Source organism: Cellulomonas sp. KU4C, assembly GCF_056868065.1.
In genome coordinates this window covers 1,416,165-1,431,716 of the sequence record NZ_CP200322.1, presented here as the reverse complement: position 1 = coordinate 1,431,716, position 15,552 = coordinate 1,416,165, and the positions used below count along the sequence as shown (strand labels likewise).

14 protein-coding genes and 1 pseudogene are annotated in these 15,552 nt (G+C 75.7%); 11 read left to right on the top strand and 4 right to left on the bottom strand.

What is annotated here, in order from left to right; genetic code table 11:
* The 4 genes from AC1VL8_RS06760 (at position 1) to AC1VL8_RS06745 (ending at position 4,489) form a co-directional block, all read left to right on the top strand.
* Complete coding sequence (locus tag AC1VL8_RS06760) at positions 1-891, top strand: amino acid ABC transporter permease (protein WP_389233172.1); 891 nt, start codon at positions 1-3, stop codon at positions 889-891.
* Complete coding sequence (locus AC1VL8_RS06755; RefSeq protein WP_389233175.1) at positions 888-1,625, top strand: amino acid ABC transporter ATP-binding protein; 738 nt, start codon at positions 888-890, stop codon at positions 1,623-1,625. Before AC1VL8_RS06760 ends, AC1VL8_RS06755 begins: the two co-directional genes overlap by 4 nt.
* A gap of 180 nt (positions 1,626-1,805) precedes the next feature.
* Positions 1,806-2,582: an ABC transporter ATP-binding protein gene (locus tag AC1VL8_RS06750; protein ID WP_483074629.1), complete on the top strand. Its 777-nt coding sequence runs from the start codon at positions 1,806-1,808 to the stop codon at positions 2,580-2,582.
* The gene (locus tag AC1VL8_RS06745; RefSeq protein WP_483074628.1) at positions 2,579-4,489 is read left to right on the top strand and encodes an FtsX-like permease family protein; all 1,911 of its coding nucleotides are present in this window, start codon (positions 2,579-2,581) and stop codon (positions 4,487-4,489) included. The genes AC1VL8_RS06750 and AC1VL8_RS06745 overlap by 4 nt, the downstream gene beginning before the upstream one ends.
* Before the next feature lie 114 nt (positions 4,490-4,603).
* Here the strand turns inward: AC1VL8_RS06745 and AC1VL8_RS06740 are convergent.
* Positions 4,604-6,002 (bottom strand): annotated as a pseudogene (locus AC1VL8_RS06740) (FAD-dependent oxidoreductase).
* 216 nt (positions 6,003-6,218) lie between these two features.
* On the opposite strand from AC1VL8_RS06740, the gene rarD reads away from it, so the two are divergent.
* Positions 6,219-7,187: an EamA family transporter RarD gene (gene rarD, locus AC1VL8_RS06735; RefSeq protein ID WP_483074627.1), complete on the top strand. Its 969-nt coding sequence runs from the start codon at positions 6,219-6,221 to the stop codon at positions 7,185-7,187.
* Here rarD and AC1VL8_RS06730 read toward each other — a convergent pair.
* The 3 genes from AC1VL8_RS06730 to eccD are packed head-to-tail and all read right to left on the bottom strand — an operon-like array spanning position 7,162 to position 11,201.
* Positions 7,162-8,427, bottom strand: coding sequence for a S8 family serine peptidase (locus tag AC1VL8_RS06730; protein WP_483074626.1), 1,266 nt, complete (start codon positions 8,425-8,427; stop codon positions 7,162-7,164). The two genes, rarD and AC1VL8_RS06730, sit on opposite strands and share 26 nt — an antisense overlap.
* The gene (eccB, locus tag AC1VL8_RS06725; RefSeq protein WP_483074625.1) at positions 8,424-9,848 is read right to left on the bottom strand and encodes a type VII secretion protein EccB; all 1,425 of its coding nucleotides are present in this window, start codon (positions 9,846-9,848) and stop codon (positions 8,424-8,426) included. The genes AC1VL8_RS06730 and eccB overlap by 4 nt, the downstream gene beginning before the upstream one ends.
* Before the next feature lie 3 nt (positions 9,849-9,851).
* Positions 9,852-11,201: a type VII secretion integral membrane protein EccD gene (eccD, locus tag AC1VL8_RS06720; protein WP_389233196.1), complete on the bottom strand. Its 1,350-nt coding sequence runs from the start codon at positions 11,199-11,201 to the stop codon at positions 9,852-9,854.
* A 400-nt stretch (positions 11,202-11,601) separates the two neighbouring features.
* On the opposite strand from eccD, the gene AC1VL8_RS06715 reads away from it, so the two are divergent.
* The 6 genes from AC1VL8_RS06715 (at position 11,602) to AC1VL8_RS06690 (ending at position 15,476) form a co-directional block, all read left to right on the top strand.
* Positions 11,602-11,913, top strand: a complete 312-nt coding sequence (locus tag AC1VL8_RS06715) for a WXG100 family type VII secretion target (RefSeq protein WP_389233199.1) — start codon at positions 11,602-11,604, stop codon at positions 11,911-11,913.
* Positions 11,914-11,931: 18 nt separating this feature from the next.
* Positions 11,932-12,216, top strand: a complete 285-nt coding sequence (locus tag AC1VL8_RS06710; protein WP_483074624.1) for a WXG100 family type VII secretion target — start codon at positions 11,932-11,934, stop codon at positions 12,214-12,216.
* A 166-nt stretch (positions 12,217-12,382) separates the two neighbouring features.
* Positions 12,383-12,754 (top strand): hypothetical protein, encoded by a 372-nt coding sequence (locus AC1VL8_RS06705; protein WP_483074623.1) that lies wholly within the window; start codon positions 12,383-12,385, stop codon positions 12,752-12,754.
* A complete protein-coding gene (locus tag AC1VL8_RS06700; RefSeq protein ID WP_483074622.1) occupies positions 12,754-14,001 on the top strand; it encodes a S8 family serine peptidase in 1,248 nt (415 codons plus the stop codon). The genes AC1VL8_RS06705 and AC1VL8_RS06700 overlap by 1 nt, the downstream gene beginning before the upstream one ends.
* On the top strand, positions 13,994-14,806 hold the full coding sequence (locus tag AC1VL8_RS06695) for a hypothetical protein (RefSeq protein ID WP_483074621.1): 813 nt from the start codon (positions 13,994-13,996) through the stop codon (positions 14,804-14,806). The genes AC1VL8_RS06700 and AC1VL8_RS06695 overlap by 8 nt, the downstream gene beginning before the upstream one ends.
* A 307-nt stretch (positions 14,807-15,113) precedes the next feature.
* The gene (locus tag AC1VL8_RS06690; RefSeq protein ID WP_483074620.1) at positions 15,114-15,476 is read left to right on the top strand and encodes a hypothetical protein; all 363 of its coding nucleotides are present in this window, start codon (positions 15,114-15,116) and stop codon (positions 15,474-15,476) included.
* The last annotated feature ends 76 nt before the right edge of the window (positions 15,477-15,552 follow it).

The following is a 15,552-nucleotide window of genomic DNA, read 5'->3' as shown; positions in this document are numbered from 1 at the left end:
GTGCCCGAGGACGGCACCCCCCGCACCGGGTGGGTGCCGTCCGAGCGGCAGCGTGACCGGGACGCGTACCGGCGGACCCAGACCCGGCGGTCGACCGCGGTCGCGCTGGTCAGCACCGTCCTGGTCGCCGGCGTCGCGGTGCTGGCGCTGGTCCGCTCGCCGGGCTGGCCCCGGGTCCGGCAGTCGTTCCTCGACCCCGAGGTCGCGTGGGCGGCGCTGCCGAAGGTCCTCGAGGGCCTGTGGCTGAACGTCCGGGTGATGGCGGTCTGCGCGGTCCTGATCGTGGTCGTCGCCCTGCTGCTCGCCCTGGCGCGCACGCTGCGCGGGCCGGCGTTCTTCCCGCTGCGCGCGCTCGCCACCGGGTACGTGGACGTGTTCCGCGGTCTGCCGCTGATCCTCGTGCTGCTGCTCGTCGGGTTCGGGCTGCCCGGGCTGCGGCTCCAGGGCGTCCCGACGTCGGCGGTCGTCCTCGGCGGGCTGGCGCTGGTGCTCACCTACTCCGCGTACGTCGCCGAGGTGTTCCGCGCCGGCATCGAGTCGGTGCACCCCTCGCAGATCGCGTCCGCCCGCTCGCTCGGGCTCAGCCGCGGGCAGACGATGCGGCACGTCGTGCTCCCCCAGGCCGTGCGCCGGGTGGTCCCGCCGCTGCTGAACGACCTGGTCGCGCTGTCCAAGGACTCCGGCCTCATCTCGATCCTCGGCGCGGTCGACGCCGTGCGCGCCGCGCAGATCCAGACGGCCACCTACGCGAACTTCACCCCGTACGTCGTCGCCGGCGTGCTGTTCGTGCTGCTGACGATCCCGCTGACCCGGTTCACCGACGCGCTCGCCCGGCGCGGCGGCTGGCTGGGCTCGCAGAGCGGCCTCGCCGGGGCGGGGGCGATGCGGTGACCGCCCCGCTGCTGCGCGTGTCCGGCGTCCGCAAGGCGTTCGGCGACCACGTCGTGCTCGACGACCTGTCCCTCGACGTCGAGGAGCACCGCGTCGTCGTGCTGATCGGCGCGTCGGGCTCGGGCAAGTCGACGCTGCTGCGCTGCATCAACCTGCTGGAGGAGGTTGACGACGGGGTCATCGAGGTCGACGGCCAGGAGGTCACCGACCCGCGCGTCGACGCGAACGCGGTCCGCGCCCGGATCGGCATGGTGTTCCAGGCGTACAACCTGTTCCCGCACCTGCGCGTGCTGGACAACGTGGCGCTCGCGCCCCGGCTGGTGCACAAGGTCGGCAGGCGCGAGGCCCGCGAGCGCGCCGCCGCGGTGCTCGAGCGCGTCGGCCTCGGCGCGAAGGCCCGCGCGTTCCCCGACGAGCTGTCCGGCGGCCAGCAGCAGCGCGTCGCCATCGCCCGGTCGCTGGTGACCCAGCCGGCGCTGATGCTGCTCGACGAGGTCACGAGCGCGCTCGACCCGGAGCTCGTCGGCGAGGTGCTGGACCTGCTCGGGGAGCTCAAGGACGAGGGCACGACGATGGTCGTCGCCACCCACGAGATGGCGTTCGCGCGGCACGTGGCCGACGAGGTCTGCTTCCTGCACGAGGGCCGCATCCTCGAGCGCGGCCCCGCGGACCAGGTCCTCGGCGCCCCGCGCGAGCCCCGCACCCAGGAGTTCCTCCGCCGCGTCACGGGCTGACCGGGACCCGCGCAGCACCGGTCGGCGACAGCGGCGGCCGGCTCCGTCGCAGGTCGCACGACCTCCGTCGCAGGACGCCGGTCGCAGGTTCCGTCGCAGGCACCTGGAGGCGCGCCGCGCGGGTTCCTAGCGTCGTCAGGGACGAAGCACGTGTCCCGACGGCCCCCGAGGAGCAGCACCATGACCGCACTCAGCCCCACCCACGACCCCGCGCCGCAGCCGTCGGACGACGCCCCGCCGGCCGTCCTGCTCGACGACGTCCGCCGCTCGTACCCGAACGGCGGGGGCAGCGTCGCCGCGCTCGCCGGCGTGACCCTCGCCCTCGCGCCCGGCTCGTTCACCGCCGTGATGGGGCCCTCGGGCTCCGGCAAGTCGACCCTGCTGAACTGCGCGGCCGGCCTGGACGCCCCCACCAGCGGGCGGGTGGTCGTCGGCGGCGCGGAGCTCACCGCGATGTCGCCGGACGCGGTGACCCGCCTGCGGCGCGACCGCATCGGGTTCGTGTTCCAGTCCTACAACCTGGTCGGGCACCTCACGGTCGACGAGAACATCGCGCTGCCGCTGCTGCTCGGCGGCCGCCCGGTCGACGCGCACCTGCGGCGCTACCTGATGGCCGCCGTCGGGCTGGAGGGCATGGGCGACCGGCTCCCCGGCGAGCTGTCCGGCGGCCAGGCCCAGCGCATCGCGATCGCCCGGGCGCTCATCACGCGCCCCGCGGTCGTGTTCGCCGACGAGCCGACGGGCGCCCTCGACTCGCACACCGGCGCGCAGGTGCTGGACGTGCTGCGGGACACCGCCACGACCCTGCGGCAGACCCTCGTGCTGGTCACGCACGACGCGCACGTCGCCGCGGCGGCCGACCGCGTGCTGTTCCTCGCGGACGGCCGGCTCGCCGGTCACCTCGACGCGCCGACGGCCGAGCAGGTCACGGCCCGCATGATCGTGCTGGGCCGATGAGCGCCGTGTGGTCGTCCGCCCGCTCCGCCGTGCGCGTGCACCGCGGGAGCATGGCGGGCAGCGCGCTGGTCGTGGCCCTCGCGGCCGCGCTGCTCACCGCCACCGGCGTGTGGATCGAGGCCGGGATCCGGCTCGCCGCCGGGTCGACCGACCCGGCCGCGTCGCTGCTGGTCACCGTAGCGTCGTCGTTCGCGGGGACCGCGGTGCTGATCGCGCTGCTGGTCGTCGCGTCGACGTTCGCCGGCGCCCTGCGACCCCGCGGCCGGGAGTTCGCGCTGCTGCGCGCCGTCGGGGCGACGACCCGGCAGGTGCGGCAGCTCGTCACCGCCGAGGTGCTGCTCGTGTTCGCCGTGGCCGCGCCGGTGGGTGCCGTCGCGGGGCTGGGGCTGGCGCCGCTGCTGCGCGGGGTGCTGGAGTCCGGCGGCATCGTCCCCGCCGGGTCCGCGGTGCCGCTGTCCCCCTGGCCGGTGCTCGGCACGCTGCTGCTCCTCGTGCCGACCGCACTGCTCGGCGCGCGGCTCGCCGGGCGGGAGAGCGCCCGGCTCAGCCCGGCGAGCGCCGTGCAGCGGTCGGCCGTCGAGCCGCGCGGCGTGTCCCGGGTGCGGGCGACCGCCGCGGCCGTCCTCGCGGTGGGCGGACTGGTGGTCGCGGGGGTGCCGTTCGTCGCGCCGGGCCTGCTCGGCAGCGCGGCGGCCACCACCTCGGCGTTCCTGCTGCTGATCGCGGCCGCGCTGATCGGGCCGCTGCTGGTCGGGTGGGCCGCCGAGCGCGGGCTCGCGCTGACGGCCGGCCGGCCGCGGGCGGCGGCGACGCTCGCGCTGGCGAACGCCCGCGGCTTCTCCCGGCGGCTGACCGGCGTGGTCGTCCCGCTCGCGCTGCTGCTGGCGCTCGGGACCGTGCAGTCCGGCGTCAACGGCGCCGTGCTGGACGCGGGCGAGCAGCAGGTGCGCGCGTCCCTGGCCGCCGACCTGGTGGTCGAGGCCCCCGACGGGGTCACCGACGCGCAGGCCGCGACGGTCGCCGCCCTGCCCGGTGTCGCCGAGGTGGGCACCACGGCGCTGCTCCCCGCTCAGGTGCGCGTCGACCAGGACGACGAGGACCTGCCGTTCCTCGAGGACCTGTCGTGGGAGGCCACCGTGCTGCGCACCGTCCCGGTCGGCACGGCGCTGGTCGACGCCGACGTGCGGGCCGGGTCGCTCGACGACCTGGCGCGGGAGGGCACGATCGCGCTGAGCAGCGAGGCGGCGCTCACCGGACTCGCCGCGGTCGGCGACCCGGTGGACGTGCGTCTCGGCGACGCCGAGCGGACGCTGACCGTCGTCGCCGTGTACGAGCGGGGACTCGGCCTCGGCGACTACCTGGTCGGACCCGGTCTCGCGGCCGGGGCGTCCGACGCGACGCTGCTGGTCCGGACCGACTCCCCCGGTGACGTGCCGGGCGTCCGGGCGGCCGTGGCCGACGCCGGGCTCGACCCCACGGACGTCGCCGGCTACGCCCGGTCGGTCCGGGAGGCGGCGGCCGGGGAGCAGGGGCTGTCCCTGGCCCTGCTGGTCGCGCTCCTCGCGTTCGTCGCCGTGGGCGCGGGCAACGCGCTGGTCCAGCTGGTCGGCTCCCGCCGCGCCGAGCTCGCGCTGCTCCGCCGGACGGGCGCGACCCGCCGGCAGCTGGTGCGGATGGTCGCGGCGGAGTCCGTGCTGCTCACCGTGACGGCGCTGGTGGTCGGGGTCGCCAGCGTGCTCCCCGCGCTGCTCGGCGTCGGGCAGGGGCTGCTGGGGGTCCCGCTGCCGGTGCTCGACCCGGTCGTGCTCGGGTCGCTGGCCGTCGCCGTGGTGCTGATCGGCCTCACCCTGCCGGTCGCCGCGGCGGTCCGGGCCACGGCCCCCGGGCGGCTGCCCCTGGCGGCGTGACGCCGCCGCCCCACCCGGGTGGAAGGTTCCTGCCGGACACGCCGGGCGTGTCGGGCAGGGACCTTCCACTCTGCGCCGGCGGCGGGGCGGCGGGGCGGCGGGGACGCGGGCGGGTCAGGCCTCCGCGGCGGCCCGGGCCAGCGCGATCCGGATCATGTCCTCGCGGGGCACGACCTTCACGCGCTCGCGCCCGTGCGGCTCGCCGAGCTGGCGCTCGTACGCGTCCAGGAGCTTCCCAGCCGGACCACTCGATGGCCTCGACGCCGCGACCCGTGAGCGCGTCGACCACGGCCGCCGGGTCGGGCTCGGTGGCCGACAGGAACGGGTTGCCGGGCGCGTCGACGTCGCCCGCGTCCTCGACCAGGTGCCGGATGGTCTCGCTCGCGTCGGACTTCGTGTGCCCGATCAGGCCGACCGGCCCGCGCTTGATCCACCCCGTCGTGTAGACGCCGGGCACCGGCTCGCCGTCGGCACCGACGACGCGGCCCTCGCGGTTCGAGATGACGCCCGCGGCGTGGTCGAACGGGATGTCGGGCAGCGGCGACCCGAAGTAGCCGACCGCCCGGTAGACGGCCTGGACGTCCCAGTCGTGCAGCTGCCCGGTCCCGGCGACGCTGCCGTCGCCCGCGAGCGCGGTCCGCTCGGTGCGCAGCCCGACGACCTTCCCGTCCTCGCCGAGCACCTCGACGGGCCGGTGCAGGAAGTGCAGGTGGATGCGACGGCTCGCCGTCATCTCCTCGGGGTCCTTCAGGGTCCAGTCCGTGAGGGTCTTCACGACCTGCTTGGTCTGGTTGGACGAGTTGATCGCGGCGACCGAGCCCTCGTCGAAGTCGAAGTCCTCCGGGTAGACGACCACGTCGACGTCCGGCACGTGGCCGAGCTCGCGCAGCTCGAGCGACGAGAACTTGGCCTGCGCCGGCCCGCGACGCGCGAAGACGTGCACGTCGGTGACCGGGCTGGCCTTCAAGCCCTCGTAGACGTTCGCCGGCACCTCGGTCGGCAGCAGGTCGTCGGCGTGCTTGGCGAGCACCCGCGCCACGTCGAGCGCCACGTTGCCGGCGCCCAGGACGGCCACGTGCTGCGCGGTCAGCGGCCAGGTGCGCGGCACGTCGGGGTGCCCGTCGTACCAGGACACGAAGTCCGCGGCGCCGTACGAGCCGTCCAGGTCGATGCCCGGGATCCCCAGCTCGGCGTCCTTGATGGCGCCGGTCGCGAAGATCACCGCGTCGTAGTGCCGGCGCACGTCCTCGAGCGTGAGGTCGGTGCCGTAGTCGACGTTGCACAGCAGCCGGATGTCGCCGCGCTCCAGCACCTTGTGCAGGGCCACGATGATCTGCTTGATCCGGGGGTGGTCGGGCGCGACGCCGTAGCGCACCAGGCCGAACGGCGCGGGCAGCCGCTCGATCAGGTCGATGGACACGTCCAGACCGGAGCGGGACAGGATGTCCGAGGCGTAGATCCCGGCGGGTCCGGCGCCGACGACGGCCACGCGGACAGGGCGGTTCGAGCTCACGCAGGTGCCTTCCGTGTTCGAGGTCCCGGCGCGGGCGGGGCTCCGGCGGCATCGCTGAGGACGTCACGGCCGTCGCCCGGCGCTGCACTCACCGGGTGGTGCGCCCCAGTGTAAGGCCGACCTCACTGCGCCAGCGGGCCTCGAACTCCTGCCAAGTTGCGGACCTGCCCCCGCCGCCCGACCGACCCCCTGCCGCGGGGGCGTTACGGTCGGCGCGTGAGCTCCCCGACCCCCGTCGCACCCCCCGCCGCACCCGCCACCGCGCTCGACCCCCGGGGCCTCGCGACCGGCCTCGGCGCCTACCTGCTCTGGGGCGTGCTCCCGCTGTACTTCGAGCTGCTCAAGCCGTCCGGCGCGGTCGAGGTCGTCGCGCACCGGGTGCTGTGGTCGCTGGTGTTCTGCGCCGCGGTGCTCAGCCTCACCCGGACGTGGCGCGCGCTCGGCACCGTCCTGCGGTCCGGCCGCACGATGGGCCTGGTCGCGACCGCCGCGGTGCTGCTCGCCGTCAACTGGCTCACGTTCGTGTTCGCCGCCCTGAGCGGGCACGTGGTGGACGCGGCGCTCGGGTACTTCATCAACCCGCTCGTGACCGTCGGGCTCGCGGTGCTGGTGCTGCGCGAGCGGCTGCGTCCCCTGCAGTGGGTCGCGCTGGCGTTCGGCGGGGTGGCGGTGCTCGTCATCACCCTCGGCTTCGGGCGGCTGCCGTGGGTGGCGCTGACGCTGGCCGGCTCGTTCGGCGTCTACGGCCTGCTGAAGAACCGCGTCGGGCGCAGCGTCACCGCCGCCCCGGCCCTGGCCGCCGAGACGCTGGTCCTGGCCCCCGCGTCGCTGGTCTACCTGCTCTGGCTGCAGCAGACCGGCGACGCGACGTTCGGGGTCAACGGGGGCTGGCACGCGCTCGCCGTCGCCGGCACGGGGGTCGCGACCGCGCTGCCGCTGCTGCTGTTCGGCGAGGCCGCGCGCCGGCTGCCGCTCAGCGTCGTCGGGATGCTCCAGTACGTCGCGCCGGTGCTGCAGTTCGCGATCGGGGTGCTGGTGCTGCACGAGACCATGGCGCCCGCGCGGTGGTGGGGATTCGCGCTGGTGTGGGTGGCGCTGGTGGTGCTGACCGTCGACGGGCTGCGCACGCAGCGCGCCCAGCGGCTGCAGCGTGCCGCGGTCAGCCCCGGCGTCGTCGGCCCGTGACGCGCGCGCCGAGCGCGGCGAGCAGCACCACCGCAGCCCCGGCGATCCCCCACCACACCGCGGCCCGACGCGCCCCGGCCAGCGGGTCGACCCGCGGCGACACGTCGACCGTCCGGGCGTCCGCGGCCTCCCCCGCGGCGGCGGCGTGCACCGGGCTGGGCGGGCCGAGGGCGGTGCCGTCGTCCACGAACGCGAGCGCCTCGTCCGGGCGGACGACGCCCCAGCCGACGAGGTCGTCGCGTGCCGCGGGCTGGTCGCGCGCGGCCGTGACCTCGAGGCGGTGGGCCCACTGCGCGGGCGTCTCCTCGGGGTACCGCTGGACCAGCAGGGCAGCCGCCGCGCTGACGTACGCGGTCGCGAAGCTGGTGGAGACCCCGTCGCCGGACAGCATGCAGTCGCCCGCCGCGTGGAACGCGGTGAGGATGTTCGTCCCCGGGGCCGCCACGTCCACGTGCGCGCCGTGGATGGCGTCGCCGGACGGGTTGTCGTCGACGTCGACCGCCGTCACGGCCAGCACGCCCTCGTAGGCCGCGGGGTAGCGGGGGCCGTCGGTCTCGTCGGAGCTCGTGGTGCGGTTGCCGGCGCTGGCCACGACGAGCGCACCGGCGGCGGTCGCGCGCTGCACCGCCTCCGCGAGCGCGGGGGTGTCGACCGGCGTGCTCATCGAGACGTTGACGACCCGGGCCCCGCCGGCGACCGCGGCGTCGATGCCCGCGGCGATCCGCCCCGCGTCCGGCGCGACGCCCTGCTCGCGGGCCTGGTCGTCGTCGGCGTAGTACACGCGGACCGGCAGCACGGTCGCGTCCGGCGCCAGACCGACCACCCCGGACCCCGTCACGGGCCGCGCCGCGATCTGGCCCGCGACCGCGGTGCCGTGCCCGGCGGTGTCGGTGCGACCGGTCGGGTCGCCCGCGACGCCGACCAGGTCGACGCCCGGGAGCACCGCGTCGGTGAGGTGCGCGTTCCGGCTGTCGACTCCCGAGTCCACGACCCCGACGACCACGCCGGCGCCGGTCGCCGAGGACCAGGCGCGCTGCGCGGCGAGCCGCGTGAGCGCGGGCGGCGAGTCGGGGACGTAGGTGACGACGGCCTGGTCGCACTGCCGACCCGCGGCGGCGGGGACCGTGGTCGCGGGGGCTGCCGCCGCGGCGGCGAGGCCCGACGCGGGCAGCGTCAGCGCGACGAGCAGCCCGGTGACGGCGGCGCGACGCCGGGCCGGGCCGCCGTGCGCGAGGGTCACGGCGCCCCGGTCGCGGTGCCGGTCGCGGTGCCGGTGCCGGTCTGGGTGCCGGTCGCCGTCCCGGTCGAGCCGGCGGCGGTCCCGCCGGACACCTCGGTCGCGGCGGCCTCCACGGTCAGGGACGGCCCGGTGGGCAGCAGGTCCGCCCAGGCCGGGGGCACGCGGGTGACGTCGTCGGGCGTGTAGCCGAGGCGGGCGAGCACCTCGTCGGACGCGTCGGGGACGGGGTACGCGCGACCCGAGCCGTCGACCAGCCGGACGGTCGCCGCGGCGCCGTCGGCGCTCTGCGCGCGCACCAGGGCGCCGGACCCGGGGGCGACGCGCACACCGGGCTCGACGGGTGCGCCCTCGCGGACGACCAGGTCGACGGACTCCCCCGCGTCGCCGGTGGTCAGCGCGACGCAGGTCGTGGCGCCGGCACCGGGGAGCGTCGGGACCGCCGCGGGCAGGTCGGCCGGGGCGACGGGCGTCGTGGACGTGCGCACGGCGGCGATCTCCGACGGCGTGACCTGCAGCGGCGTCGTCGCGAGGTCCCCGGCGCCGAGCAGGTACAGCGGGTACGCGAGGTCGGACAGCGGGGCGAGCTCGCCCTGGGCGTCGACCACGTAGCGACGGGTCCCGTCGCCGGTGCCGGACACCTCGACGACCGTGCCCACCCGCGTGTCGATCGGCAGACCGCCCTGCGGCAGCGCCGACGAGCCGGCGTCGGCGACCGTGAGCGGCGCGAGGTCGGTGCCGGCGGGCACGAGGTTGAGCCAGTCCGCGCCTGCGGCCAGCGGCTCGGCGGTGTCCATGCCGAGGGCGCGCAGCACGGCGGCCTCGTCGCCGGTGGGGATGCGGTGCCGGGTGCCCTCGCTGACGAGGTAGAGCGTCCCGGCGACCTCGACCAGCGCACCGGTGCCGGGGCCGGCGGGGGTGGCGGTGGTGTCGGGGTCGATCCCGAGCGCGGTCGTGCCGTCGGGGGCGACGCACGCGAGCCAGCCCGTCGAGGTCAGCCGGCCGGCGAGGGGCAGCTCGTCGGGGGCGCCCGGGATGCCGATGGTCGCGCCGCGGGGGGCGTCGGTGATGTCGTCCTCGCTGACGTCGACCACGTGGAACGACCCCGAGTCGAGCACCAGGCGCGCGCTGGTCACGTTGAGCACGGGGTGCAGCGTCCCCTGGATGCCGACGTACCGGCTGCCGTCGCCCTCGACGATGACCAGCGACTGGTCGTCCCAGCCGTCCGCCAGGGACGGGCTGAGCAGGCCGAGCCCCAGGCTGCCCAGCACCAGCAGCACGCTCAGCGAGACGCCGGCGACGACGCCGCGCAGCGGCTTGGTGGGCTCGAGCTCGCGCCCGCCGGGGGCGCCGCTGGTGAACGCGGTGAGCAGGCGCCGGCGGCTGTAGGTCTGCGCCTCGACGAGGTCACGCTTGGAGGCCACGGGTCAGACCAGGCCCGCCGCGGTCACGCCCAGCGGCAGCAGCAGCGCCAGGCAGAGGATCTCGAGGAAGTCGCCGAGCCGCGCCAGGCCGACGCGGCGGCGCGGCGCGACCAGGCCGAGCCCGATGACCAGGGCGGCGGCGGCGCCGGCGACGACCACCAGGAGCGGACGCCACGACGGGTGCTGCGCGGCGGCGACGACGGCCACCACCACCAGGTCGATGACGGAGATGCTCACGGTCAGCAGCACGTCGAGGCGGGAGTACGTCTGCCGGGTGGCGAGCAGGAGGCCCGCGGACGCGAGCACGAGCAGGACGGTCCCGGCGATCCCGGTCTGCACGACGGCGGGCGTCGCCAGCAGCGCCAGCGCCCCGATCGCCACGCGCAGCGCGACCTGGATGCGGTGCCCCGCGGCGAGCTGCGCCTGCACGCGCGCCGACTGCACCGCGGGCGGGTCCGCGAGGATCTCGGCGTCGTTGCGCGGCGAGACGACCCGCAGCGGCGTGCTCGACAGCGCGAGCCACGGCACGCCGATGCTGGCGGTCGCGACCACGGCGACGACCACGGCCAGCACCTCGCCCGGTCGGGCGTCGGTCAGCGCGATCGCCGTCCCGGCGACCGCCACGGCCAGGCCGCCGGCGAGCGGTGCCGCGCTGAGCTCGCGGCGGTCGACCAGCGCGGGCATCCCGAGCAGCCCGGCGACGAGCACCCCGGTGCCGGCGAGCGCGGCCGGCCAGCCCCACGACGGCGGGGTGGACGTGGCGGTCAGCCCGGCGACGCCCGCGAGCACCGGCGCGACCAGCACGAGCACCCGGCCCGCGGCGGGCTCCGTGCCCACCCGGCCGATGACGGCGCCGGCGACGAGGGCGAGCACCGCGGCGAGCGCGGCGACGACCGGCGGGACCAGCGACGCCTGGTCCGCACCGAGCAGCAGCGCGGCACCCGCCAGCAGCAGCGCCCCCGACGCCCACGCGGCGCTGAGCGCGGAGTCGCGCGGCGTCCACGGCGCGTACTGGTGCTCGACGGCGTCGGCCACGGCCTCCACGACGTCGTCGTAGATCCGCTCCTGCTCGCGGCGTGCGCCGGACTCCAGGGTCAGGACCGCGCCGTCGGCGACGCCCTCGGCCAGGAGGCTGCGCGCGGAGTCGATCGGCGTGCCGTCGGCGCGGACCAGGCGGTAGCCGCCGTGCGCCGTCGTCGCGTCGAGCAGGCCGAGCTGCCGGGCGAGGCCGGGCACGACCTCGGCCATCGGCACGGCGCCGGGGACCCCGAGGTCGAGGCGTCGGTCCCCCGCGGTCACCGACACCCGCACGAGCGTCCCGACGGACGTCGCGGAGGTGGGTGCGTCTGTCATGGGGTCCCCTGTAATCCCTGGGCAGGTCGGCGGTCAGCATAGCGACGGGGTGGGACTCCGGCCGCCCCGGACCGGCGGGGGCAGGTCCGTCCGGGTGGCACCCCGCCGACGCACCGCGTCGCGGCCGCCGTCGGCCCGCGCACCCAGGGGGCTTGCGCGGGCACCGGATCGGGTAGGACAAATCGGTCGATAGTTGACGGATCACCCAGTTGGTGCTGGGCCGAACGGGTGAACCATGACACCGGTCAGCGTGGTCGTCCACAGGTCGGGTGACCTCACCTGACGTGATCCGAACCTGTGAAGTAGCCTGCGATCGGTCCGGGACGTGTGCTCGGTTCAGGCGGCGCCGACCGGGCGCACGTCACGCAAGGCCCACCGGGCCGTGTAGGGGGAGGTGGACATGGCAGCAGAGGTTTCCGCAGCAGACGGCGCACTCAAGCAGGGCGCCGACGCGGTCGCACAGAGCCGCGGCGAGCTGAAGAGCGAGCTCGGCAGCCTGGAGGGCAAGCTCTCCAGCATCGGGTCGCACTGGCAGGGTCAGGGCGCCGTGGCGTTCAACCAGCTCATGGCCCGCTGGCGCGAGGACGCGAACAAGATCGTGTCCGCGCTCAACGAGTTCGAGTCCAACCTGCTCACCTCGCAGTCGACGTACACCGCGTCGGACGAGGCCCAGCAGTCCGCCATGAGCCGCCTTCAGGGCCGGCTGGGCTGATCGGGAGAGGATCAGACGATGAGCGACCTCAAGGTCAACTTCGGGGGTCTGTCGACCGCCGCCGCCGACATCCAGGCCTCCGCGAGCAACATCGAGTCGCGTCTGCACGACCTGGACGCCTCGCTGCAGCCGCTGCGCGCCAACTGGTCCGGTGAGGCCTCCACCGCCTACACCGCCGCCAAGGCCAAGTGGGAGGCCGCGCTGACCGACATGAAGGCGCTGCTCGCCGACGTCGGTCGCGCCGTGTCCACCTCCGGCGAGGAGTACCAGAGCACCGAGCGGAACAACGCCGCCCGCTGGTGAACGCAGCCGCCCGGACCTGACCCCACGCGGGACCGGCCGGGCGCACAGCACGACCCGCGCGGTCGCGACCGCCGTCCCCGGACGGCAGGGCGCGACCGCGCGGCCATCGCGTCGCAGGGGGCGATGTCGGAACCCGCGCCGTCGGGACAACACAGGAGGACGGGACGTGTCTGGCGTTACCGGGCTGACCCTCGAGCAGATCGAGGCCAATCTCGACAAGCTGATCCTCCTGCACGGAGACGTGCAGCGGATGCGCGACCGCGTCACGACGCTGCGCGGGCAGCAGACGAGCAACGTGTGGCCCGCGATCACCGGCGTCGCGGAGTTCGCCGACCGGTACCGCTCCGCCCTGAGCGCCTCCGCCACGCAGATCCGTGGCGTCGAGGAGGAGATCGAGGCCTGCCGCCTCGCCCTCGCCGAGAGCGCCCGGACCCTCCAGGCCCGCGACGAGGCCGAGGCCGAGCGGCTCCAGGCCCTCGCGAAGCGGCTCGAGACCGTGCGCGAGCTCACGACCGCGCACCGGATGCGCGCCGTCTGATGCGTCGCGCAGCACGACTCGCCGGTGGCGTCACGGCCGCACTCGTCCTGCTGTCCCCCACGGCCGCAGCCGCCGCGGACATCCAGGACGGGTTCTGGTACTACAACGACACCGGGCTCGAGCAGATCCACCAGACCGTCACCGGTGCAGGAGTCCAGATCGCTCTGATCGACGGACCGGTCAACCCGGCGGCCGCCGACCTCGTCGGCACGTCCCTCACCGTCCACGAGCCGTCCTACTGCGCCGAGGTCGAGGGCGGTCCGGCCGCTGCGGCGACAGACGCGTCGCCGCGCGCGCGACACGCGACGTCGATGGCATCCCTGATCCTCGGGACCGGAGCCGGCACCGGCGGGGAGGCGGGCATCAAGGGTGTCGCTCCCGGTGCCTCGGTGACGGCGTTCGCGTCCCGCCTCGACGAAGGCCTGTGCCCGACCTCGGTGGAGAAGCCGGCGTACAACGCTGCCTTCCTCGACGCACTCGCATCAGGTCCCGACATCATCGTCGTCCCCGGGACGACTGATGTGGACCCGGAGGACGTCGTGGAGGCGGTACGCGCAGGGGTCGTCGTGGTCGCCGCGGGCGGCAACCTCGGGGGCCCGGTGACCGGTCCCCCCGCCGGGTACAACGGTGTGATCTCCACCGGCACGACCTCCGCCGACGGCACGACAGACCCAGGAAGCCCCGTTGGCGACCTCCTGGGCGTCGTCGCTCCCGGCACCGACACCCGGTCGATGGACCCGACGTACAGCTACTACGGCACGACCACGGGGTCGTCCAACTCCGCCGCCTTCACCGCCGGTGCCCTCGCCCTCGCCATCTCCGCGTTCCCGGAAGCAAGCACCAACCAGGTCCTGCAGGCGCTGGTCCGGACCACCGACGGCAGCCAGCACGAGCCGAGCCGGACGGGAGAGCGGGGCTTCGGGACGGTCGACATCCGGCAGCTGCTCGCGTCCGACCCGTCGACGATGCCCGATGAGAACCCGTTCATCTTCGACACCGCCTGGGCTGAGCCGCCGGCTGAGGACTTCCTCGGCCTCGCCCCGCCCGCTCAGCCCGAGGCGACCGAGGCGCCGACCGCCACGCCCCAACCGGACACCGAGACGGACTCCGCACGGAGCCCGCTTCTGATGGTCCTGGGGGTCGGGATCCTCGTCCTGATCCTCGGCACGGTGCTCGCGGTCGTACTCCGTCGACGACACCTTCGTTCCATCGACCACGCAGAGCACGGGGGAGACCACCATGGGTGACAGCGCCGAAGAGCTGAAGCGGACACTGGATGCCGACCTCGGCACGATCGGGCAGACAGACGTGACGCTGGGGCTCCAGGCCACGGCAGCGACTGACACCGCGTCCTCGCTCTCCGATCTCGTCGGCGCGGTCGGGCTCGACGGCGACAGCGCGGACGCCGCCGACACCCGACTCATCGAGGTGGCCGGGAAGATCAAGGCGCTCGCCACCCAGTTGGAGACCCTCCAGACGGGAGCACGCGCTGCGGGTGAGGCGATCTCGCAGGCGCAGGAGAAGTTCCACGTCCTCCCCGAGGTCGAGCTGACCGCGCAGGAGCGCGCCGTCGTCACCGCGGCCCGGATCACACCGGTCGTCGGCCCGGCGGTCGGCCTGGCGACGAGTGCCAGCTACCTCGCTCGCCACGAGGCTCGGCGAGAGAGCGACGCAGCCGCTGCGCTCGCCACTCTCCAGTCGTCCCTCCAGGGCATCGCCTTGACGTCGGAGAACGCTCGCGACGACGAGTTCCGCGATCTCCCGGACAGCAACGCCACCGACTCCTCGAGCAGCGAGCTCGGCACCGTCCGCCGGGAGTCCGCGTGGGTACACCCCGAACGGGACGTCGAGCGGGACTGTCGGCTCCTCGTGGACGGGCAGCGGGACCGGCGGCAGCTCCGTCCAGCCCTCGTGGACCCCACCGACGTCCGGTGGTTCCGACCACGGTTCGGGGTCGAACGGCAGCAGCGGAATCGGCGGCGGCGGCACGGTCTCCCCGATCTACCCCGGCGGCTCCGGCACCGGCGGCGGACACATCCCCGGGACCGGTGACGGCAGCTCCTCCGACGGCAGCGTCGGCGGCGTCGTCCCCGGCGGCTCGGGATCGGCTGGCGGCGGGTACCTGGGCGGCTCCGGGTCCTCGGGCAGCGGCGGCTACGGCTCCGGCGGCCTGGGTGGCCTCGGTGCTGGCGGTCTGGCCGGCGGACTGACCGTCGGCGGCGCGGCGCTCGGTGGCGCCGGCCTGAACCGGCTCGCGGCCGGCTCGGTGTCGGGCGGCTCGGGCGGTGCCGGTGGCCAGGGTGCCGTCGGTGGCATCGGCGGCTCGGGTGGTGGCGGCGGTGCCGGTGGCCTGGGTCGGGTGAGCGCCGGTGGCGCGGGCTCGGCGGGCGGCTTCGGCGGCGGTGCGGGCAGCTCGGGGTCCGCGTTGTCGGGCTCGACCTCGTCCGCGCTCGGGCAGGGCTCGCAGACCGGTGCCTCCGGTGCGGCAGCGTCCGGCCAGCGTGCCGGTGGGCCGATGGGTCCGATGGGCGGCGGCGGTGCGGGTGTCGGCTCGGGCAGCGGCTCCAAGCGGCGTCAGTCGTCGGGCCTGCTCGCCCCGGAGATCGCGGTCGAGGACGGCGCTCAGCGGCCCGACCTCGGCGCCGGCGCCGGTGCCGGTGGTCGTGACGCGCTGCGGGCTCCTGCTCCGGCCGCCGTCCAGGCCGACGACGACGAGTGGTGACCTCAGGCGCTCCTGCCTGAGGCAGGGACCGACGACCAGCGGGGTCGTGCCCACCGTGGAGATCACGGCGGGCACG

Bases quoted from the DNA above. Each gene is read 5' to 3' on its own strand.
- AC1VL8_RS06750 (WP_483074629.1), top strand. From the start codon at position 1,806: ATGACCGCACTCAGCCCCACCCACGACCCCGCGCCGCAGCCGTCGGAC.
- AC1VL8_RS06745 (WP_483074628.1), top strand. From the start codon at position 2,579: ATGAGCGCCGTGTGGTCGTCCGCCCGCTCCGCCGTGCGCGTGCACCGC.
- eccD (WP_389233196.1), bottom strand. From the start codon at position 11,201: ATGACAGACGCACCCACCTCCGCGACGTCCGTCGGGACGCTCGTGCGG.
- AC1VL8_RS06715 (WP_389233199.1), top strand. From the start codon at position 11,602: ATGGCAGCAGAGGTTTCCGCAGCAGACGGCGCACTCAAGCAGGGCGCC.
- AC1VL8_RS06710 (WP_483074624.1), top strand. From the start codon at position 11,932: ATGAGCGACCTCAAGGTCAACTTCGGGGGTCTGTCGACCGCCGCCGCC.
- AC1VL8_RS06700 (WP_483074622.1), top strand. From the start codon at position 12,754: ATGCGTCGCGCAGCACGACTCGCCGGTGGCGTCACGGCCGCACTCGTC.
- AC1VL8_RS06695 (WP_483074621.1), top strand. From the start codon at position 13,994: ATGGGTGACAGCGCCGAAGAGCTGAAGCGGACACTGGATGCCGACCTC.